Origin of the sequence: Pseudomonas sp. PS01299 (assembly GCF_029960145.1) — a bacterium.
GTDB lineage: Bacteria > Pseudomonadota > Gammaproteobacteria > Pseudomonadales > Pseudomonadaceae > Aquipseudomonas > Aquipseudomonas putida_A.
Window position 1 is genome coordinate 1 of record NZ_JASCPO010000094.1, and the last position, 22,228, is coordinate 22,228.

The 22,228-nt window shown below is 59.5% G+C and carries 21 protein-coding genes and 1 pseudogene; 9 read left to right on the top strand and 13 right to left on the bottom strand.

The features are described from left to right. Positions 1 to 126: 126 nt before the first annotated feature. Positions 127 to 1,299 (bottom strand): aspartate aminotransferase family protein, encoded by a 1,173-nt coding sequence (locus QMX91_RS17225; RefSeq protein WP_223008003.1) that lies wholly within the window; start codon positions 1,297 to 1,299, stop codon positions 127 to 129. Positions 1,300 to 1,401: 102 nt separating this feature from the next. On the opposite strand from QMX91_RS17225, the pseudogene QMX91_RS17230 reads away from it, so the two are divergent. From QMX91_RS17230 to QMX91_RS17240, 3 genes and pseudogenes are all read left to right on the top strand, one after another. Further along, positions 1,402 to 2,307: pseudogene (locus QMX91_RS17230) on the top strand (LysR family transcriptional regulator). Between the two features lie 53 nt (positions 2,308 to 2,360). Beyond that, a complete protein-coding gene (locus tag QMX91_RS17235) occupies positions 2,361 to 2,765 on the top strand; it encodes a GNAT family N-acetyltransferase (RefSeq protein ID WP_135296511.1) in 405 nt (134 codons plus the stop codon). 61 nt (positions 2,766 to 2,826) lie between these two features. Next, positions 2,827 to 3,342: a hypothetical protein gene (locus QMX91_RS17240; RefSeq protein WP_135296512.1), complete on the top strand. Its 516-nt coding sequence runs from the start codon at positions 2,827 to 2,829 to the stop codon at positions 3,340 to 3,342. 1 nt (position 3,343) lies between these two features. Here the strand turns inward: QMX91_RS17240 and msrA are convergent, their stop codons facing one another. From msrA to msrB, 3 genes are read right to left on the bottom strand one after another with little or no spacing between them, the layout of a single operon-like run. After that, complete coding sequence (msrA, locus tag QMX91_RS17245) at positions 3,344 to 4,048, bottom strand: peptide-methionine (S)-S-oxide reductase MsrA (protein ID WP_282413088.1); 705 nt, start codon at positions 4,046 to 4,048, stop codon at positions 3,344 to 3,346. 15 nt (positions 4,049 to 4,063) lie between these two features. Continuing rightward, on the bottom strand, positions 4,064 to 5,839 hold the full coding sequence (locus tag QMX91_RS17250; protein ID WP_282413089.1) for a cytochrome c biogenesis protein DipZ: 1,776 nt from the start codon (positions 5,837 to 5,839) through the stop codon (positions 4,064 to 4,066). Between the two features lie 43 nt (positions 5,840 to 5,882). Then, positions 5,883 to 6,401: a peptide-methionine (R)-S-oxide reductase MsrB gene (msrB, locus tag QMX91_RS17255; protein ID WP_098965507.1), complete on the bottom strand. Its 519-nt coding sequence runs from the start codon at positions 6,399 to 6,401 to the stop codon at positions 5,883 to 5,885. A gap of 151 nt (positions 6,402 to 6,552) precedes the next feature. On the opposite strand from msrB, the gene QMX91_RS17260 reads away from it, so the two are divergent. The 3 genes from QMX91_RS17260 to QMX91_RS17270 all read left to right on the top strand — a co-directional run bounded on the left by QMX91_RS17260 (position 6,553) and on the right by QMX91_RS17270 (position 9,601). After that, positions 6,553 to 7,263: a response regulator transcription factor gene (locus tag QMX91_RS17260; protein WP_210558534.1), complete on the top strand. Its 711-nt coding sequence runs from the start codon at positions 6,553 to 6,555 to the stop codon at positions 7,261 to 7,263. Further along, positions 7,260 to 8,780: a HAMP domain-containing sensor histidine kinase gene (locus tag QMX91_RS17265; RefSeq protein ID WP_135296517.1), complete on the top strand. Its 1,521-nt coding sequence runs from the start codon at positions 7,260 to 7,262 to the stop codon at positions 8,778 to 8,780. Before QMX91_RS17260 ends, QMX91_RS17265 begins: the two co-directional genes overlap by 4 nt. A gap of 119 nt (positions 8,781 to 8,899) precedes the next feature. Then, the gene (locus QMX91_RS17270) at positions 8,900 to 9,601 is read left to right on the top strand and encodes a hypothetical protein (protein ID WP_135296518.1); all 702 of its coding nucleotides are present in this window, start codon (positions 8,900 to 8,902) and stop codon (positions 9,599 to 9,601) included. Positions 9,602 to 9,668: 67 nt separating this feature from the next. Here the strand turns inward: QMX91_RS17270 and QMX91_RS17275 are convergent, their stop codons facing one another. From QMX91_RS17275 to hmpA, 9 genes are all read right to left on the bottom strand, one after another. After that, on the bottom strand, positions 9,669 to 10,160 hold the full coding sequence (locus QMX91_RS17275; RefSeq protein ID WP_027612161.1) for a RidA family protein: 492 nt from the start codon (positions 10,158 to 10,160) through the stop codon (positions 9,669 to 9,671). A 406-nt stretch (positions 10,161 to 10,566) separates the two neighbouring features. Continuing rightward, positions 10,567 to 11,454: a heme o synthase gene (gene cyoE / locus QMX91_RS17280; protein ID WP_003227980.1), complete on the bottom strand. Its 888-nt coding sequence runs from the start codon at positions 11,452 to 11,454 to the stop codon at positions 10,567 to 10,569. 10 nt (positions 11,455 to 11,464) lie between these two features. Further along, positions 11,465 to 11,800 (bottom strand): cytochrome o ubiquinol oxidase subunit IV, encoded by a 336-nt coding sequence (gene cyoD, locus QMX91_RS17285; protein WP_003227981.1) that lies wholly within the window; start codon positions 11,798 to 11,800, stop codon positions 11,465 to 11,467. Next, a complete protein-coding gene (gene cyoC / locus QMX91_RS17290; RefSeq protein WP_003227982.1) occupies positions 11,800 to 12,423 on the bottom strand; it encodes a cytochrome o ubiquinol oxidase subunit III in 624 nt (207 codons plus the stop codon). The genes cyoD and cyoC overlap by 1 nt, the downstream gene beginning before the upstream one ends. Positions 12,424 to 12,426: 3 nt before the next feature. Beyond that, entirely contained in the window at positions 12,427 to 14,454 is a 2,028-nt protein-coding gene (gene cyoB, locus QMX91_RS17295; RefSeq protein ID WP_007968380.1) for a cytochrome o ubiquinol oxidase subunit I, read from the bottom strand. 3 nt (positions 14,455 to 14,457) lie between these two features. Further along, positions 14,458 to 15,399, bottom strand: a complete 942-nt coding sequence (gene cyoA, locus QMX91_RS17300; RefSeq protein WP_027612162.1) for a ubiquinol oxidase subunit II — start codon at positions 15,397 to 15,399, stop codon at positions 14,458 to 14,460. Positions 15,400 to 16,224: 825 nt separating this feature from the next. Further along, positions 16,225 to 16,734: a disulfide bond formation protein B gene (locus QMX91_RS17305; protein ID WP_025109264.1), complete on the bottom strand. Its 510-nt coding sequence runs from the start codon at positions 16,732 to 16,734 to the stop codon at positions 16,225 to 16,227. 25 nt (positions 16,735 to 16,759) lie between these two features. Continuing rightward, positions 16,760 to 17,320 carry an ester cyclase gene (locus QMX91_RS17310; protein ID WP_134787291.1) on the bottom strand — a complete coding sequence of 187 codons (561 nt, stop codon included), beginning with the start codon at positions 17,318 to 17,320 and terminating at the stop codon, positions 16,760 to 16,762. A 237-nt stretch (positions 17,321 to 17,557) separates the two neighbouring features. Next, positions 17,558 to 18,739 carry an NO-inducible flavohemoprotein gene (gene hmpA, locus QMX91_RS17315; RefSeq protein ID WP_282413090.1) on the bottom strand — a complete coding sequence of 394 codons (1,182 nt, stop codon included), beginning with the start codon at positions 18,737 to 18,739 and terminating at the stop codon, positions 17,558 to 17,560. Positions 18,740 to 18,901: 162 nt separating this feature from the next. On the opposite strand from hmpA, the gene norR reads away from it, so the two are divergent. The 3 genes from norR to QMX91_RS17330 all read left to right on the top strand — a co-directional run bounded on the left by norR (position 18,902) and on the right by QMX91_RS17330 (position 22,157). Next, the gene (norR, locus tag QMX91_RS17320; RefSeq protein WP_282413091.1) at positions 18,902 to 20,461 is read left to right on the top strand and encodes a nitric oxide reductase transcriptional regulator NorR; all 1,560 of its coding nucleotides are present in this window, start codon (positions 18,902 to 18,904) and stop codon (positions 20,459 to 20,461) included. Positions 20,462 to 20,768: 307 nt separating this feature from the next. Then, on the top strand, positions 20,769 to 21,671 hold the full coding sequence (locus QMX91_RS17325; protein WP_007968390.1) for a chemotaxis protein: 903 nt from the start codon (positions 20,769 to 20,771) through the stop codon (positions 21,669 to 21,671). Between the two features lie 27 nt (positions 21,672 to 21,698). Further along, the gene (locus tag QMX91_RS17330) at positions 21,699 to 22,157 is read left to right on the top strand and encodes a GNAT family N-acetyltransferase (RefSeq protein WP_282413092.1); all 459 of its coding nucleotides are present in this window, start codon (positions 21,699 to 21,701) and stop codon (positions 22,155 to 22,157) included. The last annotated feature ends 71 nt before the right edge of the window (positions 22,158 to 22,228 follow it).

Below are 22,228 nucleotides of genomic sequence, written 5' to 3' on the forward strand. Positions count from 1 at the left end.
TGACGTGCACCTATTCCAATGTAGGAGTGCGCCTGCTCGCGATGGCGGTAGGCCATTCAAAATGTATATCGCCTGATACACCGCTATCGCGAGCAGGCTCACTCCTACAGGGGGTTCGTTTGCGCGTCAGTGCGCGATCACGGCACGCCCCACCCCTCTGACAATCATCCCCACCTCCCGCTCATCAATCGTCAGCGGCGGCAGCAGCCGTATCGTCTTGCCACGCGTCACGTTAATCAGCAATCCATGATCCCGCGCCGCAATCAGCGTCAGATCGCGAATCGGCTGTTTCAACTCGATGCCGATCATCAAGCCCTGCCCGCGAATCGCCAACACATTGGGGTTGTCTGCCAGTTCGGCGCGCAGGCGGGTCAACAGGCGCTCACCCTGCACTCTGACGTTCTCCAGCAGCCCCTGTTCTTCGATGATGTCCAGCACCGTGCAGCCGACCCGGCAGGCCAGCGGGTTGCCGCCGAAGGTGCTGCCATGGCTGCCGGGCGTGAACAGGTCCGCCGCTCTGCCCCGCGCCAGACAGGCGCCGATCGGCACACCGTTGCCGAGGCCTTTGGCCAGGGTCATGACGTCCGGCACGATACCTTCATGCTGGAACGCAAACCACTGGCCAGTGCGGCCGATACCGGTCTGGATTTCGTCGAGCATCAACAGCCAGGCGCGCCGATTGCACACTTCCCGCAGGGCTTTGAGGTAGCCGGGCGGCGCCAGTTGCACGCCGCTTTCGCCCTGGATCGGCTCGACCAGAATCGCCACGATGCGCGCGCCATGCTTGTGCTGCAGCTGATCCAGCGCCGCCAGATCACCGAAAGGCACTTTGACGAAATCCCCCGGCAGATCATTGAAGCCCAGGCGCACCGCCGGGCCATCACTCGCCGACAACGTACCGAGCGTGCGGCCATGAAATGCGTTGGCCATGACCACCACCAGCGGCTGTTCGATACCTTTGCTCCAGCCGTACAAGCGCGCAAGTTTCAGTGCAGTCTCGTTAGCCTCAGCACCCGAGTTATTGAAGAACGCGCGATCCATGCCCGACAGCTCAGTCAGCCGTTTGGCCAGTTGCTGCTGCCAGTCGATGCTGTACAGGTTGGAGGTGTGCAACAGCAGCCCCGCCTGTTCGCTAATAGCAGCGACGATCCGTGGGTGCGAGTGCCCTACGTTGGTCACCGCAACCCCGGCGACGGCATCCAGGTATTCACGACCGGCCTGATCCCACAGGCGAGTGCCCAGACCTCTGGTGAAACTCAGAGCCAGCGATTGGTAGGTGTTCATCAGGGCGGCGGTCATGACTTCAAACTCCAGTGAAGGTCGGTGTGTTTGCAGTATGGTTAGCCACCAGAACTGGATAAACTCGGTAAAACTTCAATCATTTAAAAGCAGAGCTTGATAATGGACCTGTTGCAGGCAATGAGCGTCTACGTGAAGGTTGTAGAAGCCGGGAGCATGACGGCGGCCGCTTTGCAGTGCGAAATGTCCACGACCATGGTCGGAAATCACCTGCGCGCACTGGAGCAACGGCTCGGCGTGCAATTGTTGCAGCGCACCACCCGCCGGTAGCGGCTTACCGAGTTCGGCAACGTGTACTACCAGCGCTGTCTGGACGTTCTGGGTCTGGTGGCCGACTCCGAACGCTTGGCCGAACAGGCCCTAGACGAGCCACGCGGCCTGTTGCGCATCACCGCGCCGCTGACCTTTGGTGTCGAACGCCTGGCCCCAGCGCTCAGTGAATTTTCCCTGCAATACCCGCAGGTGAAAATGGATGTGGTGCTGACCAACCGCCGCCCGGATCTGCTGGAAAGCGGCCTCGACGTAGCGTTTCGGCTGGGACATTTCGAGCAGTCGAACCTGATCGCCCGGCCGCTGATCGACTACACCCTGACCGTGTGCGCTTCGCCGGCTTACGTCGCCCGACGCGGCATGCCGATCACCCCGGAAGACCTGCAACAACACGACTGCCTGTCGTTCGCCTACCCTGCCGGCGACGACTGGCAATCGGTGGAAAAACGCTGGCGCCTCAGCGGCCCGGACGGCGAGATTCTGGTCGACGTCAGCGGCCCGATGCTGATGAACACCTCCGCCGGCCTTCATCAGGCAGCACGCACCGGCATGGGCATCGTCATGCTGCCGGATGCGCTGGTGGAACAGGATCTGCGCGACGGCAAACTGGTGACGGTGATACCCTATTACCAGCCACCGAGCCGCCCTTTGCATTTGCTCTATGCCCCGGATCGTTATCGTTTGCCCAAGCTGCGGCGCTTCGTCGAATTCGCAATGCAAACCTGGGGCAGATCCTGACTCAATTGCTATCGACTACGCTCCGGTGATTGCCGACAAGGATGCTGTTATCGATGAGAAACGACCTTACCGTACGCGATCTGTTGCCCGACGAAGTGGAGCCAGTTCGGCTGTTTCTCGGCCTACATGGCTGGGGACACCGAACAGGCTCCAGCGACTACTTCACTCAACTGATCGAAAACTCGCAACGCACTGCCGTCGCACTGAGCGGCGAAAAAATCATCGGTTTTGCCCGAGGCATCACCGATGGTTTGTCCAACGGTTATCTGTCGATGGTCGTAGTTGATGGCCAGCATCGGCGCGCCGGCGTCGGGCGCGCACTGGTCGAGCATGTCATGGGGGACAACCCCGAGATCACTTGGGTACTGCGCGCCGGGCGCGAAGGTGCGGAGGCGTTTTTTGCCAGTTTGGGGTTTGAAACATCGGTAATTGCCATGGAGCGACCGCGCTTGAAATAACCGCCGCCGAACATGGCAACCGCTATGATTCATCTTCTCTTTCAAGCACGGACGCCAATTGATGCTGATCACTCTGCAAAACACCCCTCTGTGGGTTTATGCGGTTTTCCTGGTACTCGTTTATTTCGGGATCAAGGCTCGCACGCCCAGCCCCAAAAGCCGTTTAGCAATGCTGGTCACACCACCAGTGTTAATAGCCTGGTCTCTCTTCTCAATAAATCTGACGCTTAACCCAGTCCTGTCCCTCAGCTGCTGGATTGGCGCCCTCTTGCTGGGCGGCGTTACGGCATGGCTAATGTTTTCGGCGCAATACGTGACGCTTGATGATTCGCAAACGGGACTGATCTTGCCCGGCACTTGGAAAGTGTTGATGTTGTACCTGTTGTTTTTTGCCGTGAATTACTACTTCGGTTATCAGGATGACGTGCATCCGGAGCAAGCCTCTGCTCTGGATACGCTGCTGTTCAAAGCTGCAGCGTCAGGTTTCGTCTGTGGGTTGATCGGCACTCGTTCGCTGAAGTACTACCGTTTGCTGCGCACGCTTCAGTCCCAACGCCGGCAAATAACCTCGCAGTAATTCAGGAACCACTTTTCACTAACACTGGTTTCTCCTGATAACGCTGCGCAAACAACTGCTTCAACTGCGCGACCTTGGGCATGTCGTTGATCACGATGTACGGATAGCTTGGGTGTTCGGTGAGGAAATCCTGGTGATAGTCCTCCGCCGGGTAGAAGCCGTTGTAGGTTTCCAGTTTGGTGACGATCGGTTTGCTGTAGGCATGCTCGGCGTCAAGTTGGGCGATGTAGGCCTGGGCCACCCGTTGTTGATCGGCATTGACCGGGAACAGCGCCGAGCGATATTGCGTGCCGCTGTCGGGGCCTTGGCGGTTGAGTTCGGTCGGATTGTGGGCCACCGAGAAGTAGATCTGCAGCAGGCTGCCGTAGCTGACTTGCGTCGGGTCGAAGGTAACTTGCACGGACTCGGCGTGACCGGTATCGCCTTCGCTGACCCGCTCGTATTGCGCCGTGTTCGCTGCGCCACCGGCATAACCGGAAACGGCTTTCTGTACACCTTTGACGTGTTGGAAAACCCCTTGCACGCCCCAGAAACAACCACCGGCGAACACCGCCGTTTCACTGTGCGCCTGAGTGGTTTCGTCGAGGGCTGGCGGCGGGATGACCACCGCGTCCTCTGCACCGAAAGAGAACGCCGAGCACTGACCGATCACACCAGCCATGGCGACGCCGAGCAGTGCACGGCGCCAGTTGTTTTGAGCTTTCATGTTGCGCACTCCCGATCAGCCGAAGGTGAAGGCGTAAGCCGATACGCCCGGGTCAAGAAATTCGATGGTGAAGGTCCGGTCCTTCACCTCGTCGGTTTGCCGTACCAGTTGATACAGGCGCTGCTCGGTCACGCGGCCGCTGCCATCCGCGGCGACATCCACACCATGGGCGGCACCCGGCGCCTGACCGTCAATCGACACGTTGAAACGCACCGGTTTGCCATCCGCACCCGGGCCCAGCACCAGATGCAGATCGCGGGCGTGGAAGCGGTAGACGATGCGACTGGCCGGCGCGCTGGCGGTGGCGCGCTCGGCACCGACGGCCCACTGGCCGCCAAGGCTCCAGTCATTCAGGGTCAGGTTGGCGGGTGGGTTATAGGTCGCGACCTTGTCAGGCACCAGCCCGGTTTCCGGTACGAAATGTTCCGCACGCTGGTAACCGACGTAGGTTTCCGGTGACAGCACCTGATTCATGTCCGGCGCCTGTTGCACGCCTTGGGCATCGGCGTTGATCAAGCCGTCGGCGACGGTTTTCGCCCCGGCCTCACGCAGCAACTGCTGTATGACCCGTTCCGATTCGGCGTAATCCCCTTCGCCAAAATGGTGGTAACGAATCCGTCCTTGAGCATCGGCAAAATAATGCGCCGGCCAGTATTCGTTGTTGAAAGCACGCCAGATTTTGTAGTCGTTATCGATGGCGACCGGATAGTTGATACCCAGCTCCTTCATGGCTTTAGTGACATTGCCCACGTCGCGCTCGAAAGCGAATTCCGGGGCGTGCACGCCAATCACTACCAGGCCTTGATCGCGGTACTTTTCCGCCCAGGCTTTGACGTATGGCAAGGTGCGCAGGCAGTTGATGCAGGAGTAGGTCCAGAAATCCACCAGCACCACTTTGCCCTTCAATGCCTGGGCGTCCAACGGTGGCGAATTGAGCCATTGCACGGCGCCATTGAGCGGCGGCAACTGGCCTTCGACCGGTAGTGTTCCCGGTGCCTTGTCGGCAACTTTCATCGCCCCGCCGGCAGCAGGAATCTGCGCCATCATGGTTCCGTTGCCCGTCGGCGATTTGCTGGTCAGCTTGCCCACCAGTGCCTGTTCAATCCCGCCCGTGGACGCGGTCGACAACCGCGCCAGCAACCCGGTGTCGAGGCCCAGCGCAATCGCTGCGACACCCGCGAGCATCGCCGCTCCCAACCCACGCCGGATCCACTCCCCCGTACCGATCGAGCGCTTCATCAACGCAAAGACCTTACCGCCCAGCAGCAGCGCCGCCGCCAGTGAAGTCGCGGCGCCCGCCGCGTAGGCGAGCAACAACAGCGTGGTGGCGATGCTTGCCCCTTGCAGCGCGGCTCCGGTCAGAATCAAACCGAGGATGGGCCCGGCGCACGGTGCCCAGAGCAGACCCGTGGCGACGCCAATCAGAAACGAGGCGCCGGGACGCGGACGATTGTCCTGGCCCGCGGCTTCGGACAGCCGACTGCCGGCCGACACCAGCGGTCGCGTCAGGCGCTCGGCGAGGCGCGGCAGCAGCAGCGTCAGCCCGAACAGTGCAACGAACAGCAACGCGAGCCAGCGCCCGTACTGATTGACTTGCACCACCCAACCGCCGCCCACCGCCGCCAGTGTGGCGACGAGGGCGAAAGTCAGCGCCATCCCGGCCAAGAGCGGCAAGCCACTCTTGATAAACGGCTGCCCGGTGCGAGCGAAGACAAAAGGCAGAACAGGCAGGATGCACGGACTGACGATCGTCAGCACACCGCCCAGATAAGCGAGAACCAAGAGCCACATGGTGTCGTCCTGTAGAAAGTGAACATCGAAAAATGGCCATGGCTCATGCCGCCACGGGTTTGAACGTCATCGCCAGGCCATTCATGCAATAGCGCAGGCCGGTGGGTTTCGGGCCGTCGTCGAACACATGTCCCAAGTGCCCGCCGCAGCGTCGGCAGTGCACTTCATTGCGTGACATGCCGAACGATCGGTCCTGACGCGTGGCCACCGCATGTTCCAACGGTGCCCAGAAACTCGGCCAGCCCGTGCGGCTGTCGAACTTGGTCGCCGATGAAAACAGCGCCAGATCACAACCCGCGCAGGCGAATGTGCCGTTGCGATGCTCGTCGTTGAGCGGGCTGGTATAGGCCCGTTCGGTGCCTTCTTCGCGCAGGATGGCGTACTGCTCGTCCGAGAGCAGCGAGTGCCATTCACTGTCGCTGTGGCTCACCTCGAAAACCTCATCGGCATGGGCTTGCTCGATCAGTCCGGTGCTCGAGGAAAATTTTGGCAATACACCCGCCACCAGGGCTGCAACCCCCAGCCCGCCGCTCGCTACGAGAATCTGTCGCCGTGAAAACATGGCCGTCTCCAAAAATTCCAGGTGCCTGTCATGGAACACAGCCTAGGCTTGGGTTGATCGCTAAATCCTCACGGGAAGTTAACGAATTCGTGATAACTCGCCCCGAGGAAAACCCGCACAATGCGCTCACTGCGCCGAAGGATTGAGCTTGATGGAACCGACCAGACGCATCCTCGTGGTCGAGGATGACCAACACATCGCTGACCTTATTTGCCTGCACCTGCGCGATGAGCATTACGACGTCGTGCACAGTGCCGACGGCGATGAAGGCATGCGCCTGTTGCAGCAAGGGCAATGGGATGCACTGATCCTCGACCTGATGTTGCCGGGGGTCGACGGCCTGGAAATCTGCCGCCGCGCCCGGGCGATGGCGCGCTACACGCCGATCATCATCACCAGCGCCCGCTCCAGCGAATTGCACCGCATTCTGGGTCTGGAGCTGGGTGCCGACGATTACCTCGCCAAACCGTTTTCAATGCTGGAACTGGTGGCTCGGGTCAAAGCCTTGCTGCGCCGGGTCGACGCCATGGCGCGCAACCTGAAAATGGACGCCGGCAGCCTCAGTCTCGATGGTTTGAGCATCGACCCGATCACCCGCGACGTCGCCCTCAACGGTGCGCGGCTGGACCTCACTCCGCGAGAGTTCGACTTGCTGTATTTCTTCGCCCGACAGCCGGGCAAGGTGTTCTCACGCATGGACCTGCTCAACGCGGTATGGGGTTACAGCCACGAAGGCTACGAGCACACGGTCAACACCCACATCAATCGCTTGCGGGCGAAAATCGAAAGCGATCCGGCGCAACCGACCCGCATCCTCACCGTGTGGGGGCGAGGCTATAAATTCAGTACGGAACAACCATGAAACTGACCCTGTCGCAGCGCCTGTCGCTGGTGTTCGCCGTTTTGCTGCTGGTGTGCTGCGGCACCTCGGCATGGCTGCAGGTGCGCTCCAGCAAGATGCATGAACTGGAAGTGGTGCAAGGCCTGTCGCGGGATCTGGCACAGCACATCGCCCATGACACGGTGCTGATGGACAGCAATGGCCTGATGCCCGGCGCCGTGCGCGAACTGTTCAGCAAGCTGATGCTGGTCAACCCGAGTGTCGAGGTGTACCTGCTCGACAGTGAGGGGCGGATTGTCGGCAACGCGGCGCCCGAAGGCCATCTACGCCGGGAGACCGTCGATCTGGCGCCGATCCGCCGCCTGCTCAATGACCAGCCGCTGCCGATCCTCGGCGATGACCCGCGCAGCGTCGACGGGCGCAAGGTCTTCAGTGCCGCGCCGTTACGGGTCAACGGCAAGCCCGCCGGTTATCTGTACGTGGTGTTGCTCAGTGAAGAACACGATCGCTTCGCTGAACGTGGCGCGACCAGTGCTGCGCTCAACACTGCATTGCTGTCGATCGGACTGGTCGCATTGCTATGCCTGATCGCCGGTCTCACGGCGTTCAACCTGATCACCCGGCCACTGCGCCGATTGACCGAAACCGTCAGCCGCTTCGACATTGATGGCGCGCCGCAACCTCTGCCTGCACCGTCAGCGACTGTGGATAAAAGCGCTGACCCGGATGAAATCGCCGTACTCGATGGCGCCTTCCGGCAGATGCAAAACCGACTGGGTGATCAGTGGCGCTCGTTGACCCGCCAGGATCAGGAGCGCCGCGAACTGGTGGCGAACATTTCTCACGACCTGCGCACACCGCTGGCCTCGTTGCACGGCTATCTGGAAACCCTGTCACTCAAGGACGCCACGCTCTCTGCCGAGGAGCGGCGCCGCTATCTGGGTATCGCTCTCGATCAAAGCCGCAAGGTCGGCGGGTTGGCGCAATCGCTGCTGGAGCTGGTGCGTCTGGAGCACGGTTTCGTGCAACCGGTACTGGAACGCTTCTCGCTGATCGATCTGCTGCAGGACATCTTCCAGAAATTCGAACTGGCCGCCGAAGCACGCCACGTCGAACTCAAGGCCAGCTTCGGTCCGAACCTGCCGACGGTGTGCGCCGACCTCGGGTTGATCGAACGGGTGCTGACCAACCTGGTGGATAACGCTTTGCGCCACACGCCTGCGGGCGGTGAAATCGAGCTCGACTTGAAACCCCAGGGCGCCTTGGTCGAAGTCACGGTCAGCGACTCCGGCCCCGGCATCGCTCCGGATCTGCGCGAAGGTCTGTTCCTGCGTCCGTTCAATATTGGCGGCGCGCGGCGTGACGGTGGACTGGGCCTGCGGATCGTCCACCGCATCCTGCAACTGCACGGGCGTGAGATTCAGTTGATCGATGTCGCCGGGCGCGGCGCGACTTTCCGCTTCACGCTGCCGACCGATCAGCAAACCGCTGAACAGTGGATGGTGCGCTCGATGAACCTGAACACGCCGGACAAATAATCCGCACCACCGGACTGTTGTTCCGTGACAACGCCGCCCCGCTCCCCTAAATTAACCGGCCTGAAAAAGACCTCGCGCTTTCTCGTTTCCACTCAAGTTAAAAAAGTAGTGAAATTTCAATGTCCGATTTCAACACCGCTGAATCCGTAGTCACCGAATCGTCCAAAGCGGAATACGAAAACTCCATCAATCTTTCACAACACCTTCCACAAGCCAAAATCATCAGCGAGATGGTGCTGGATGCTTTCCAGTCGACCCGCGAAAGTGACCAGATCCGCGAGCTGCGCGCCGCGATCCGTCAGGCGCACGACAGCTTCGATGACGACAAGGCCTACGAGCTGATGGGCGAACTCAAGCGCCTCAAGGACGCCGAGGCCGCCGACATCGCCGCCCTCGAAGACCTGAGCAGCAAGTTTTCAATCGGCCGCATCCTGTCCTGCTTCAAGGACGATCCGGCGTTCCAGGAAATCGTTTACGGCCTCGCGCTCAAAGTGCTGAATCAGACCCACCAGGCGATCAGCAACCCGAGCGGCGGCAAGAGCAAGGCTGCCAAGAAGAAAGAACTGGAAATCTTCACCATCAGCAAGGACGGCAGCAGCGTAACGCTGCCGCTGCGCACGCCGCGTTCGCGTCTGAACGTTGACCGTGAAGCGCTGGAGTTCCTCGGTTTCACCTTCATCGGTGAAGGCGAAGAAGCCGAGTTGGAGGGCGAGACCTTCATCGACAACGCCGGCACCGAACACGCGATCAACCGCAAGAACATCATCACCGCCCTGCAACAGCAAACCGCGTTCGATGGTTACAGCATCGCCGCGCAGTAATCCCGGCACCGACAAAAAAGCCCCGCTCTGAGATTCAGGCGGGGCTTTTTGTTGGGCGGCGTAACGGTCAGACTTCCGGCTGCACCGCCGCGATCATGTCGACTTCAACCGCGGCGTTCTTTGGCAACTGATAGACACCGACCGTAGTGCGAGTGTGCCGACCGGCGTCGCCGAGCACATGGCTGAACACATCCGATGCACCGTTGGCCACTTCGCTCAGGTCTACGAAGTCCGGGGTCGACTTCACATACACCGTGACCCGCAACAACGCCCGAATCTTGTCCAGCGAACCCACCGCATCGACAATCAGCGCCAGGCAGCGCATGGCACTGATGCTCGCGGCAGCCTGGGCATCCTTGAGCGTCAACTCCAACCCGACGCGACCGGGATACAGAATCCTGCCATTGACCCGCGGCACCATGCCGCTGATGTACAACTCATCGCGGTGCCGGATCAGCGGCGCGTAATTGCCGCCGGCGGTGTTCTCGCCGTAGATGTCGTAGTTCAGCTCGTGTGCCAGGGCAATGAAACGTTCGTCGCAGGTCATCCTCTCAGTCATTTCGCCCAGCCTTTTGATCAGTGCATGAAGAACCGCAGGTTAAGACCGATGATTGCCGGAGATCCGATTTGTGGCACGTCATCGACATAGTTGGATCCAAATCTAGGTGTTTCACGAAGTGATAGCAACCGGCCGCTAAGGCATCCTTCGCCACATTTTCACGATGTGCCGCCATCTCTGCGACGCCCTGCATTAATTCAGCAAACAGATCGCGCTTTTTCATCCAAACCTGCCCCATTAGAAAATAGCCTCTGGGATCCTAACTAATGAAAAGTTTTCTGAAGGTAGGAGATCTCTCTATAAGCAGACAGTCGTTTCCCAAAGACACGCTCAACCTTAAATAGCACCCAACAAAAAACCCCGCACATCTCTCAATGTGCGGGGTTTTTCGTGAAGACATCCAGCCTTACGGCGCGTACGTCAGCAGCAGCTCGGCCGGCACCTTGAAGTCCAGGGACATCATGACGCTCAGGGCGGTGATGGTGAAGATCGAGAACACGAACAGCTTGCGTGCCCAGACCGTGTCATCCACTGCCTTGTAGCCGGTCCAGGCCATGTACAACCAGTACATGCCCATGGCCGCGGCGACCGCGAGGTAGCTCATGCCGGCGTAACCGCTGAAGGTCAGCATCAAGGTCGCCACGAGGAACGCCAGGATGTAGAGCAGGATGTGCTTCTTGGCCACTTCGATTCCGCGCTTGACGGGCAGCACCGGAATCGATGCGGCCAGGTAGTCGTTGAAGCGGAAGATCGCGATGGCGTAGGAATGCGGCATCTGCCACAGGCTGAACATCACCAGCAGGGTCAGTGCGGCCATGTCGAAGCTGTTGGTTACGGCAACGTAACCGATCACTGGCGGCATGGCGCCCGACAGACTGCCCACCAGCGTGCCGTGAACCGACTTGCGCTTGAGGTACAGGCTGTAGAAGCCGACGTAGATGATGAAGCCGATTACCGCGAACAGGGCGGCCAACGGGTTGGCCACCTTGTACAACAAGGCAACGCCGAGAACACCCAGGATGGTCGCGTAGACCAGGGCCAGTTTCAGGGAGATCAAGCCCTGCACCAGCACCCGGTTCTTGGTGCGTTCCATCTTCAGGTCGATGTCGCGGTCGATGCAGTTGTTGAACACGCAACCGGAGGCCACAACCAGGGATGTGCCGATCATGGCGGCCAGGAACACCGCCAGATCTACATGCCCTTTCGAGGCCAGGAAGAACCCGCCTGCCACAGAAAGCACGTTACCGAAAATGATCCCCGGTTTGGTGATTTGGATAAAGTGCTTGAGCGACATCGGGTCTACCTCACTTCGCCATCATGTACGTGTGGATGCTGAACATGATCCACAGCGACAGGCCAACCAGCAGCAGGATCACGATGGCCGTAAAGACAAACGCGATCACGTTGTTACGTTGTGCAATCGAACGGTCCAGGTGCAGGAAGTAGTACAGGTGAACAATCACCTGGATTACTGCGAACAACAGAACGATTGCCAGCGTGGTCGACTTCGGCAAGGTCGGAAACATCACCAGGCCGAACGGGATGGCAGTCAGGATCACCGACAGGATGAAGCCGATGGCGTACGACTTTACGCTGCCGTGGCCAGCATCATGGCTGTCATGGGAGTGTGCATTAGCCATTACAGAGTCCCCATCAGGTAAACAACGGTGAATACGCAGATCCACACCACGTCCAGGAAGTGCCAGAACAGGCTCAGGCAGCTCAGACGGGTCTTGTTGGTCGCCGTCAGGCCGTGCTTGTTGACCTGGTACATCATGATGCCCATCCAGATCAGACCCGCAGATACGTGCAGACCGTGGGTACCGACCAGGGTGAAGAACGCCGACAGGAAGCCCGAACGGCTAGGACCGAAGCCCTCGGAGATCAGCAGGTGGAACTCGTTGATCTCCATGGCGATGAAGCCTGCGCCGAGCAGGAAGGTCATGAACAACCAGCCCAGAACCTGCTGCTTCTTGCCTTTGTACAACGCCAGCATGGCGAAGCCGTAGGTGATCGAACTGAACAACAGCAGAGCGGTTTCGCCCAGCACGTATGGCAGTTCGAAAATGTCGTGGCCCGACGGGCCACCGGCGACGTTGTTTACCAGTACTGCGTACACCGCGAAGATCGACGCAAACAGAATGCAGTCGGTCATCAGGTAGAGCCAGAAACCGTATACGGTCATCTCGCCCGAGTCGTGGTGATGGTCATCGTGCCCATGGTCACCATGGGCGTGTCCAACATTGGTCACTAAGTTCGACATGGTTTAAGCCTGTTCCAACGAGGTTACACGGGTGGCATTGGCCGGGATTTTCCCTGCCGCGACCAGACGCTTGTGCTGCTCGGCTTCGATGCGCTCGATCGTTTCAACCGGAACCATGTAGCCCTGGTCGTCACGTGCGGCGTGGATCACGAAGTAGATGACAGTGCCGGCCAGGCTGGCGATCGCCAACCACCAGATGTGCCAGATCATCGCGAAACCGAAGACGGTCAGCAGTGCGCCCATCACCACGCCAGTGGCGGTGTTGTTCGGCATGTGGATCGGCTCGTACTTGGCCGGAGCCTGGTACGCAGTACCGTTTTCCTTGGCTTCGGTGAACGGGTCGATGCAGTCAGCCTTAGGCAGCACAGCGAAGTTGTAGAACGGAGGTGGCGACGAGGTCGACCATTCCAGAGTGTGGGCATTCCACGGGTCACCGTGTTCGCACATGTTCTCTGGCTTGTTGCGGTCACGCACACTGACGTACAGCTGGATCAGTTGGCAGGCGATACCGACAGCGATCATCACCGCACCGAACATGGCAACGTACAGGTACGGTACCCACTCAGGGTTGGTGGTGGCGTTCAGACGACGGGTCATGCCCATGAAGCCCAGTGCATAGAGCGGCATGAACGCGACGAAGAAGCCCGAGATCCAGAACCAGAACGCTGCTTTACCCCAGCCTTCGTGCAGCTTGAAGCCGAACGCTTTCGGGAAGTAGAAGCCGAAACCTGCGATGTAGCCGAATACCGCGCCGCCGATGATCACGTTGTGGAAGTGCGCGATCACGAACAGGCTGTTGTGCAGAACGAAGTCAGCACCCGGGATGGCCAGCAGTACGCCGGTCATGCCGCCGATGGCGAAGGTCACCATGAAGCCCAGAGTCCACAGAACCTGGCTGGTGAAGCGCAGACGGCCCTGGTAGATGGTGAACAGCCAGTTGAACAGTTTCACACCCGTCGGGATGGAAATCAGCATCGTCGCCAGACCGAAGAAGGCGTTGACGCTGGCACCCGAACCCATGGTGAAGAAGTGGTGCAGCCAAACCATGAAGCCCAGTACCGAGATCGCGCCCGAAGCGTAGATCATCGAGTGGTGGCCGAACAGTTTCTTGCCGGTGAACGCCGAGATCACTTCCGAGAAGATGCCGAATGCCGGCAGGATCAGGATGTAAACCTCAGGGTGGCCCCAGGCCCAGAACAGGTTGACGTACATCATTGGATTGCCACCAAGTTCATTGGTGAAAATGTGGAAATCCATGTAACGGTCGAGGGTCAGCAGTGCCAGGGTAGCGGTCAGGATCGGGAACGAAGCCACGATCAGGACGTTAGCCCAGGTGCAGGTCCAGGTGAAGATCGGCATGTCCATCAGTTTCATGCCAGGGGTACGCATTTTCAGCACGGTGGCGAGGAAGTTGACCCCCGTCAGCGTCGTACCTAACCCGGATAGCTGTAGCGCCCAGATGTAGTAGTCCATCCCCACGCCAGGGCTGTATTGCAGACCCGACAGCGGCGGATAGGCAACCCAACCAGTCTTGGCGAATTCGCCGACACCCAGCGACAGGTTGATCAGCACCACGCCGGACACCAGCAGCCAGAAGCTCAGGGAGTTCAGGAACGGGAAGGCAACGTCACGCGCGCCGATCTGCAGCGGCACTGCAAGGTTCATCAGGCCGGTGAAGAATGGCATCGCCATGAAGATGATCATGATCACACCGTGAGCGGTGAAGATCTGGTCATAGTGTTCAGGCGGCAGGTAGCCAGGCGAACCCTCGGTGGCCATGGCCAGCTGGGTACGCATCATGATGGCGTCGGCAAAGCCACGCAGCAGCATGACCATGGCAACGATGATGTACATCACACCGATTTTCTTGTGGTCGACCGACGTCAGCCACTCGGTCCACAAGTAGGTCCACTTCTTGAAGTAGGTGATTGCAGCGAACAACGCCAGACCACCGAGCGCGATCATCGAGATGGTGACCATCACGATCGGCTCGTGGAAAGGGATCGCTTCCCAACTTAATTTACCAAACATCGTTTACTCCTCTGCCCCGGCAGCTGAATGCGAATTCGAGTCCATGTCCGTTGCCGCCACTTCTTTCTCTTTCTTCTCGTGCTTCAGCGGCTTGCCCGGTTTCATGCCTTCGTACTTGTCGACGATGGTCTGGAACAGGTTCGGCGTGACCGAGGAGTAGAGCTCGACTGGATTGTTCTGGCTTGGCTTGGCAAGGGCTGCGTATTCAGCTTGTTCAAGCTGTTTAGGTGCCTTTTTGACTTCACTTACCCAGGCGTCGAAATCTTCCTGAGAAGTTGCGATCGCTTTGAATTTCATACCGGTGAAACCAGCGCCGCTGTAGTTGGCGGAGATACCGTCCATTTCAGCGTTGCGGTCAGCGATCAGGTGCAGCTTGGTGGTCATGCCCGCCATCGCGTAGATCTGGCCGCCCAGGCCCGGGATGAAGAACGAGTTCATCACGGCGTCGGAGGTGATCCGGAAGTTGACCGGAGTATGCGCCGGGAACACGATCTTGTTGACCGTGGCAATGCCTTGTTCCGGGTAGATGAACAGCCACTTCCAGTCCAGCGCAACGACTTCGATGGTCACCGGCTTGACGTCGGATTCAATCGGACGGTACGGGTCCAGTTTGTGGGTCGAAATGTAGGTGATGTAACCCAGGGCGATGATGATCAGAACCGGGATGGTCCAGACCGCCACTTCGATTTTGGTCGAGTGCGACCATTTCGGGGTGTAGACGGCATCCTTGTTGGACGCGCGGTACTTCCAGGCGAACAGGAAGGTCATGACGATAACCGGCACAACGACCAACAGCATCAGCAGCGTGGCGGTGATGATCAGGTTGCGCTGTTCCAGGCCGACCTGGCCCGTTGGATTGAGCAGGGTCATGTTGCAGCCTCCCAGCAACAACGTGCCGAGCAGCGGCACTAGGCCTAGTAATCTGGGGTACCTGTTTTTACTCATCTCACGACCTCTAAAGCAGCTTGCGCAATGCAGTTGGGTTTTGATCGCCAACACTTCACCCTGCCAAGGGTTGGCATTTTCTTTGGATTGAATAAGGGCCGCCCGTCGCGCGTCAGACGCTCGACAAAACCATGGACAGCGGTCAGTTCTTATTCGAATTCGTGGTCAAAGGCCTTGTTACAGACCAATTCCATTTGGTGCGGAAAGTTGGAAGGCACCGACACCTGGGTGTCGCAAAAGCCTTTCGGCCCGCTCGACACCCGACTTCCTGTCCAGTTCCTTAATAAAGGCTGAACAGTGCCGGGAATTCAGTGCGGGCGATTGTAGATAGGTAGCGCCCTATACACCATGTCTTATCCCGAAATAATTTTTATCGCTCAGAGCAACAATCCATCACCGTTTTTGCAAAAGTTCCGCATGTTATCGAAATCGATTCTCAACAAAAACACCAAAAAATGTAGGCCTATACACCTCAGTTCAGACAGCTCCGAAGGGATTTTCCCAGCGGCGAATCGGCGCAAAGCCCGATATTCAAAGGCCTCTGGCCATCTGCCAGAGCCTGTTAAAACTGCCTGATCTGGCACCTGCGTGCAAAACCAGAAAAATGCCGAAACAGACCAATCCTTTTTTGTAACATTACGCCAATCCGGGTCGCCGAAAGGCCCTGCGACATGGCGCGTGTGACAACATGTCGCACACCTGCCGCACTCTCCATTGCCGTTCGTCACGGTGATTTCACAAACACTCTGAAATGCAAAACGCCCCGATCGGCTGATACGCAAATCGGGGCGTTTTCTGTATCGGCCAATCTGCCGAAGAGTTGATTCAGCGCAGTGCTTTTCGGTTACGCGAGGTCAGCAGCGGCACCAGAATCACCACCAGCACGAACGCCACCAGCGCCCATTGCGCCAGCGACAGACCGAGGATCGGCGGGTACGGCGTCGAGCAGAAACCATCGACCTGGAAGCCCAGCGGGAAGATCTTCGCCAGCGGCAGGTCGTCGACAATCGGCTGCAACACATCGATGCCGCAGCTCACCGCCGGATAGAACTGGGTGTACACGTGATGCCCGGCAACACCGGCGCCGGCGATCGCGCAGATCACCACCAGCACTTCGAACACCGTGATGCTGCGGCGGGTGCGCATGGCCGCGCCGATAAACGCGAACAGCGCAATCAGCAGCAACGCATAACGCTGCAGGATGCACAGCGGGCATGGTGCCTCGCCCAGCACGATCTGCATGTACAGCGCGCCGCCGATCAGTGCCAGACAGATGATGCCCAGCAGCACCAGAAAGCGCCGCTCACGTCCCAGTCGAATCGTTTCCTCGCTCATCGCGTTTCCCTTGTATGTCCATGGTTCAGCTGGCTGGCGGCTGCGCTTGCAGTTGCGCCATCAGACTGATGTTGTCTTCGATATGCCAATTGGCCGCGATGCGACCGTTGTCGATCTGATAGATATCGGTTGCCCGGAAGTCTACACGCTGGCCCTGCCCTTTGAGAGCCTTGAACGTCCCACTGAAGTGTCCGCGAAAGTGCAGATGCACCACCACGCGGTCACCGGCAATGATCATTTGCTCGATCTCGCAGCTCAGGTCCGGCACCGCCGTACGAAAGAACTTCGATGCCAGCAACGGCCCGGTCGGCCCCTGCACCCGACCTTCGGGCGGGGTCTTGTCGACAAACTGCGGCGACAAGGCGGCCGTGGCCAGGGCCTCTTCCCCACTGTTCCAGAAACTGCCGTAACGCCGCGCCGCCAACTCCATTGCATCGCGCTGAGCCTTGGGCAGGCTCTGATCGACGACCAGGGTCTGTGGTGCGATCAACGCCGATTCGGCCGCAGCAAACGGACTGGCCAGCAAAGCGGCCGACAGGCCAAGCATTGCCAGGCTCAGACGAGAGGAGAAGATGATGTGCGACATGGGGGCGATCCTGATCAGTTAAACGAACGAGCGCCTATCATCAGCATCGGGGAATAAACGATAAACCGGTTAAGAAACGATTAACCTTTAAACACTTTTTAAGAATCAAAGTTGTGTAACGGCCATCGCGAGCAGGCTCACTCCTACAAGAGGTCTGCTTCGTACACCATTTTCATGTACGCCACCGCCCCTGTAGGAGTGAGCCTGCTCGCGATGAAGGCGACTCAGTCCTAAGGATTATTCCAAAGCCGCCGCCGGCCCGAAGAACTCATACCGGCTCTGCTGCTCCGGCACGCCCAACGCTTTCAGATGCCGCTTGATCGCGCCCATGAAGCCCTTCGGCCCCAAGAAGTAAGCGTCGACATCGCGTTGCGCCGGCAGCCACTCACCCAATTGCTCTTGGCTGAGGATCCCGACCTTGTCCGCCGCCGGGCTCACGCCGTCGTCTTCGGCGTAGCAATAGAAGCGCTTGAGCTGCGGATGACGCGCCGCCAGCCCATCGATCCAGTCGCGGAACGCATGCACGCTGCCGTTGCGCGCGCAGTGGATAAAGTGCACCGGGCGCTCGGTTTGCAGCGCTGCTTCGAGCATCGCCAAAGTTGGCGTGATGCCGACCCCGCCACTGATCAGCACCAACGGCTTGTCGCTGGCAGTCAGGGTGAACTCGCCCGATGGCGGGAACAGCTGAATGCTCGCGCCGACGTGCAATTGGTCATGCAAGTGGTTGGACGCACGACCACCCGGTTCGCGTTTGACGCTGATGCGGTACTGACCTTTATTGGCCAGTGCCGACAGTGAGTAATTACGGCGGATTTCTTCGCCATCAAGGATCAGCTTCATGCCAATGTACTGACCCGGTTCTGCGGCAAGGATCGGGCCTTTGTCCGCCGGCTCGAAGTAGAACGAAATGATTTCCGCGCTCTCCTCGACCTTGTCCACCACGATGAACTCCCGCGCGCCGCGCCAGCCGCCGACCGCTTGTTCTTTCTGGTCGTAGATTGCGGCTTCAGCGCCGATCAGAATCTCGGCCAATTGCCCGTACGCCGCGCCCCACGCGCTCATCACTTCCGGCGTGGCGATCTCGTCGCCGAGCACTTCGGAAATGGCGCGCAGCAGGCAGGTGCCGACAATCGGGTAGTGCTCCGGAAGGATTTGCAGGGCGACGTGCTTGTTGATGATCTTCGCCACCAGATCGCCCAACTGGTCGAGCTGATCGATGTGCCGGGCGTACATCAACACACCATTGGCCAACGCGCGCGGCTGATCGCCACTGGCCTGATGCGCCTGGTTGAACAGTGGGCGCACCTCAGGGTATTCGGAGAGCATCGTGCGGTAGAAGTGGGTGATCAGCGCTTCTCCGTCGCTTTCCAACAGAGGCACAGTGGATTTGACGATGGCACGATCCTGGACGCTAAGCATAAGAATGACTCCTGAGCTTTTTGAGAATTGCCTTAGGCTTATCAGTTTTCGTGCCAGATAAATTATCTTTATAAATCAATGGTTTATTTTTTACGTAGTCATTTAGACTCAAAGCGTTTTATAGTCATCGCGACTACATCGAGTCTCTTTGACTACAAGACCATGACCGCCAAATCCCTGCTCACCGCTCTACTGCCACTGGTCTCCGACCTGTCCCGCGAACTGCCCGAGGGCGAGCGCTATCGGCGCCTGCTCGAAGCCATGCGCGCCCTGCTGCCGTGCGATGCCGCCGCGTTGCTGCGCCTGGACGGCGAATGGCTGGTGCCGCTGGCGGTGGATGGTTTGAGTACCGACACCCTCGGCCGGCGCTTCAAGGTCAGCGAACATCCCCGTTTCGAGATCCTGCTGGACGGCGCCGGGCCAACGCGGTTCGCCGCCGACAGCGACTTGCCCGATCCTTACGACGGCTTGGTCGATGGTCTGGGCGATCACCTTGAGGTACATGACTGTCTCGGCTGTCCGCTGTTCGTCGATGAAAAACTCTGGGGCCTGATCACCCTTGATGCGCTCGATCCGGAGCGTTTCGAGCCGATCGAACTCGACGCCTTGCAAGCGTTCGCCAGTCTCGCCTCGGCCACGGTCAACGCCGCCGAACGCATTGAGCGCCTGGCGCTGCGTGCCGAGGACGAACACCATCGCGCCGAGGTCTACCGCCAGGCCAGCGGTCAGCAGCAGCGTGAAATGATCGGCCAGAGCAAGGCGCACAAACGGCTGGTGGAGGAAATCAATCTGGTCGGCGGCAGCGACCTGACCGTGCTGATCACCGGCGAAACCGGGGTCGGCAAGGAGTTGGTGGCGCAAGCGATCCACGCCGCCTCGCCGCGCGCCGACAAACCGATCATCAGCCTCAACTGCGCCGCCCTGCCCGACACCTTGGTCGAGAGCGAACTGTTCGGCCATGTGCGCGGCGCCTTTACCGGCGCCACCAGCGACCGCCGCGGCAAGTTCGAACTGGCCAATGGCGGCACGCTGTTTCTCGATGAAGTCGGCGAACTGTCGCTGACCGTACAGGCCAAGTTGCTGCGCGTGCTGCAAAGCGGCCAGTTGCAGCGGCTCGGCTCGGACAAGGAACATCAGGTCGATGTGCGCCTGATCGCCGCGACCAACCGCGATCTGGCCGAAGAAGTGCGCAGCGGCCGCTACCGCGCCGACTTCTATCACCGCTTGAGCGTGTACCCGCTGCGCGTCCCGGCGCTGCGCGATCGCGGCCGCGATGTGTTGCTGCTCAGCGGCTTCTTTCTGGAACAGAACCGCTCGCGCATGGGCCTCAACAGCCTGCGTTTGAGTAGCGATGCCCAGGACGCGTTGCTCGCCTACACTTGGCCGGGCAACGTGCGCGAACTGGAACACTTGATCGGGCGTAGCGCGCTGAAGGCACTGGGCAATTGCAAGGTGCGGCCGAAGATCCTCAGTTTGAGCGCGGCGGATCTGGATTTGCCGCGGGAGGTTGTGGATAACTCGGTTGAGCCGGTTGCCAATATTTTAACCGTGGCACCGTTGATCAATGGCGACTTGCGCAGCGCCACTGAGGAGTATCAGCGCCGCTTGATCAGTGCGGCGCTGGAACGCAATCAGGATAACTGGGCGAGTGCGGCGCGGGAGCTGGGGCTGGATAGGGCGAATCTTGGGCGGATGGCCAAGCGGTTGGGGATGAAGAGCTAAAAGCACCCCCTCACCCTAGCCCTCTCCCGGAGGGAGAGGGGACTGATTGGGGGATATTCAAGAATTCCGCCGACGTGAGAGATCTGTACTGAATCCATAATCGACTCGGTCATTCAGGTCGATGTACAGCGCCAGACACCTCGTTCGGCCCCCTCTCCCTTCGGGAGAGGGCTGGGGTGAGGGGCTTTGGATCTGCCGCCAGCCGATAACCGACCTAAAGCCCCCCCCGTTAACGCCGATAACCCGGCATCAATAGTTTCTGGCGATTTGCACCCTCGCCCATCACCTTTTTCCACAGAAGGTTTATATGTCTTCCACCAAAGCCCGCGCAGATTCACTTTCGCTTCTGCTGTTTACCTTGCGCAGCGGCAAGCTGATGGCGATCAACCTGCTGAAAGTCAGTGAAATCATCCCCTGCCCGCCGCTGACCAAAATGCCCGAGTCGCATCCGCACATCAAAGGCATCGCCACCCTGCGCGGCGCGTCGCTGTCGGTGATCGACCTCAGCCGCGCCATCGGCGAGCGACCGCTGGAAGACCCGAACGGCGGCTGCCTGATCGTCACCGACGTCAGCCGCTCCAAGCAGGGCCTGCACGTTCAGGCGGTGAGCAAAATCGTCCATTGCCTGACCACCGACATCAAGCCGCCGCCGTTCGGCTCCGGCGGCTCGCGCGCCTACATCACCGGCGTGACCTCGGTGGACGGCACACTGGTACAAGTGCTCGACATCGAGAAAGTCATCCACAGCATCGCCCCGGCGCAGATCGAAATGGCCCCGACCGACCTGAGCATGGAAGACGCCGAAGTGTTAGGCAACGCGCGGATTCTGGTGGTCGATGACAGCCAGGTAGCGTTGCAGCAATCGGTGCACACCCTGCGCAACCTAGGCCTGCAATGTCACACCGCGCGCAGTGCCAAGGAAGCCATCGACTGCCTGCTGGATCTGCAAGGCACCGCGCAACAGATCAACCTGATCGTCTCCGACATCGAAATGTCCGAGATGGACGGCTACGCCTTCACCCGCACCCTGCGCGAGACGCCGGACTTCGCCCACCTCTACGTGCTGCTGCACACCTCGCTCGACAGCGCGATGAACAGCGAGAAAGCGCGTCTGGCCGGGGCCAACGCGGTGCTGACCAAGTTCTCCTCGCCGGAACTGACCCAGCGCCTGATCGAAGCGGCCAAACACGTCGCCGCCAACGGTCACTGAGTCTTGGGCCAGACGTACTGCTTTTTGATGCGGCGCGACCTTCGCCAAGGCGTGCCGCCGATCCACTGGCCGGAAGGCATTGAGCTGAGCACCTATCGTCCGGAACTGGCGGCGGCGGTGCATCAACTGATGCAACTCGGCTACCGTGAGGGCGGTGGCCGCGTGCCGGCACTGGAGGAGTGGCAGCAGCGGTTTGAAAGCGATGCCGAATACGATCCTGAATTGTGCTTCATCGCCCGCGATAACGAAGGCGTGATCGGCGTGGCGCAATGCTGGACCAGTTCGTACATCAAGAATCTGGTGGTGCACCAACGTGCTCAGGGCCGAGGTTTGGGTCGGGCATTGCTGCTGAATGCATTCAAGGTGTTTCAGCAAAGGCGCGAAGGATTTGTCGATCTGAAGGTGCTGGAAGACAATCTGCGGGCGCAGCGGTTGTATGAGAGTGCCGGGATGATGGTGGTTCGCCGGGAACTTGTGCCGGACTGATCGACCGTCTTCGCGAGCAAGCCCGCTCCCACAGGGGGAACGCATTCCAAATTGTGGGAGCGGGCTTGCTC

Coding starts and splice junctions, on each gene's coding strand:
- QMX91_RS17225 (WP_223008003.1), bottom strand. CDS start 1,299: ATGACCGCCGCCCTGATGAACACCTACCAATCGCTGGCTCTGAGTTTC.
- QMX91_RS17235 (WP_135296511.1), top strand. CDS start 2,361: ATGAGAAACGACCTTACCGTACGCGATCTGTTGCCCGACGAAGTGGAG.
- QMX91_RS17240 (WP_135296512.1), top strand. CDS start 2,827: ATGCTGATCACTCTGCAAAACACCCCTCTGTGGGTTTATGCGGTTTTC.
- msrA (WP_282413088.1), bottom strand. CDS start 4,048: ATGAAAGCTCAAAACAACTGGCGCCGTGCACTGCTCGGCGTCGCCATG.
- QMX91_RS17250 (WP_282413089.1), bottom strand. CDS start 5,839: ATGTGGCTCTTGGTTCTCGCTTATCTGGGCGGTGTGCTGACGATCGTC.
- msrB (WP_098965507.1), bottom strand. CDS start 6,401: ATGTTTTCACGGCGACAGATTCTCGTAGCGAGCGGCGGGCTGGGGGTT.
- QMX91_RS17260 (WP_210558534.1), top strand. CDS start 6,553: ATGGAACCGACCAGACGCATCCTCGTGGTCGAGGATGACCAACACATC.
- QMX91_RS17265 (WP_135296517.1), top strand. CDS start 7,260: ATGAAACTGACCCTGTCGCAGCGCCTGTCGCTGGTGTTCGCCGTTTTG.
- QMX91_RS17270 (WP_135296518.1), top strand. CDS start 8,900: ATGTCCGATTTCAACACCGCTGAATCCGTAGTCACCGAATCGTCCAAA.
- QMX91_RS17275 (WP_027612161.1), bottom strand. CDS start 10,160: ATGACTGAGAGGATGACCTGCGACGAACGTTTCATTGCCCTGGCACAC.
- cyoE (WP_003227980.1), bottom strand. CDS start 11,454: ATGTCGCTCAAGCACTTTATCCAAATCACCAAACCGGGGATCATTTTC.
- cyoD (WP_003227981.1), bottom strand. CDS start 11,800: ATGGCTAATGCACACTCCCATGACAGCCATGATGCTGGCCACGGCAGC.
- cyoC (WP_003227982.1), bottom strand. CDS start 12,423: ATGTCGAACTTAGTGACCAATGTTGGACACGCCCATGGTGACCATGGG.
- cyoB (WP_007968380.1), bottom strand. CDS start 14,454: ATGTTTGGTAAATTAAGTTGGGAAGCGATCCCTTTCCACGAGCCGATC.
- cyoA (WP_027612162.1), bottom strand. CDS start 15,399: ATGAGTAAAAACAGGTACCCCAGATTACTAGGCCTAGTGCCGCTGCTC.
- QMX91_RS17305 (WP_025109264.1), bottom strand. CDS start 16,734: ATGAGCGAGGAAACGATTCGACTGGGACGTGAGCGGCGCTTTCTGGTG.
- QMX91_RS17310 (WP_134787291.1), bottom strand. CDS start 17,320: ATGTCGCACATCATCTTCTCCTCTCGTCTGAGCCTGGCAATGCTTGGC.
- hmpA (WP_282413090.1), bottom strand. CDS start 18,739: ATGCTTAGCGTCCAGGATCGTGCCATCGTCAAATCCACTGTGCCTCTG.
- norR (WP_282413091.1), top strand. CDS start 18,902: ATGACCGCCAAATCCCTGCTCACCGCTCTACTGCCACTGGTCTCCGAC.
- QMX91_RS17325 (WP_007968390.1), top strand. CDS start 20,769: ATGTCTTCCACCAAAGCCCGCGCAGATTCACTTTCGCTTCTGCTGTTT.
- QMX91_RS17330 (WP_282413092.1), top strand. CDS start 21,699: ATGCGGCGCGACCTTCGCCAAGGCGTGCCGCCGATCCACTGGCCGGAA.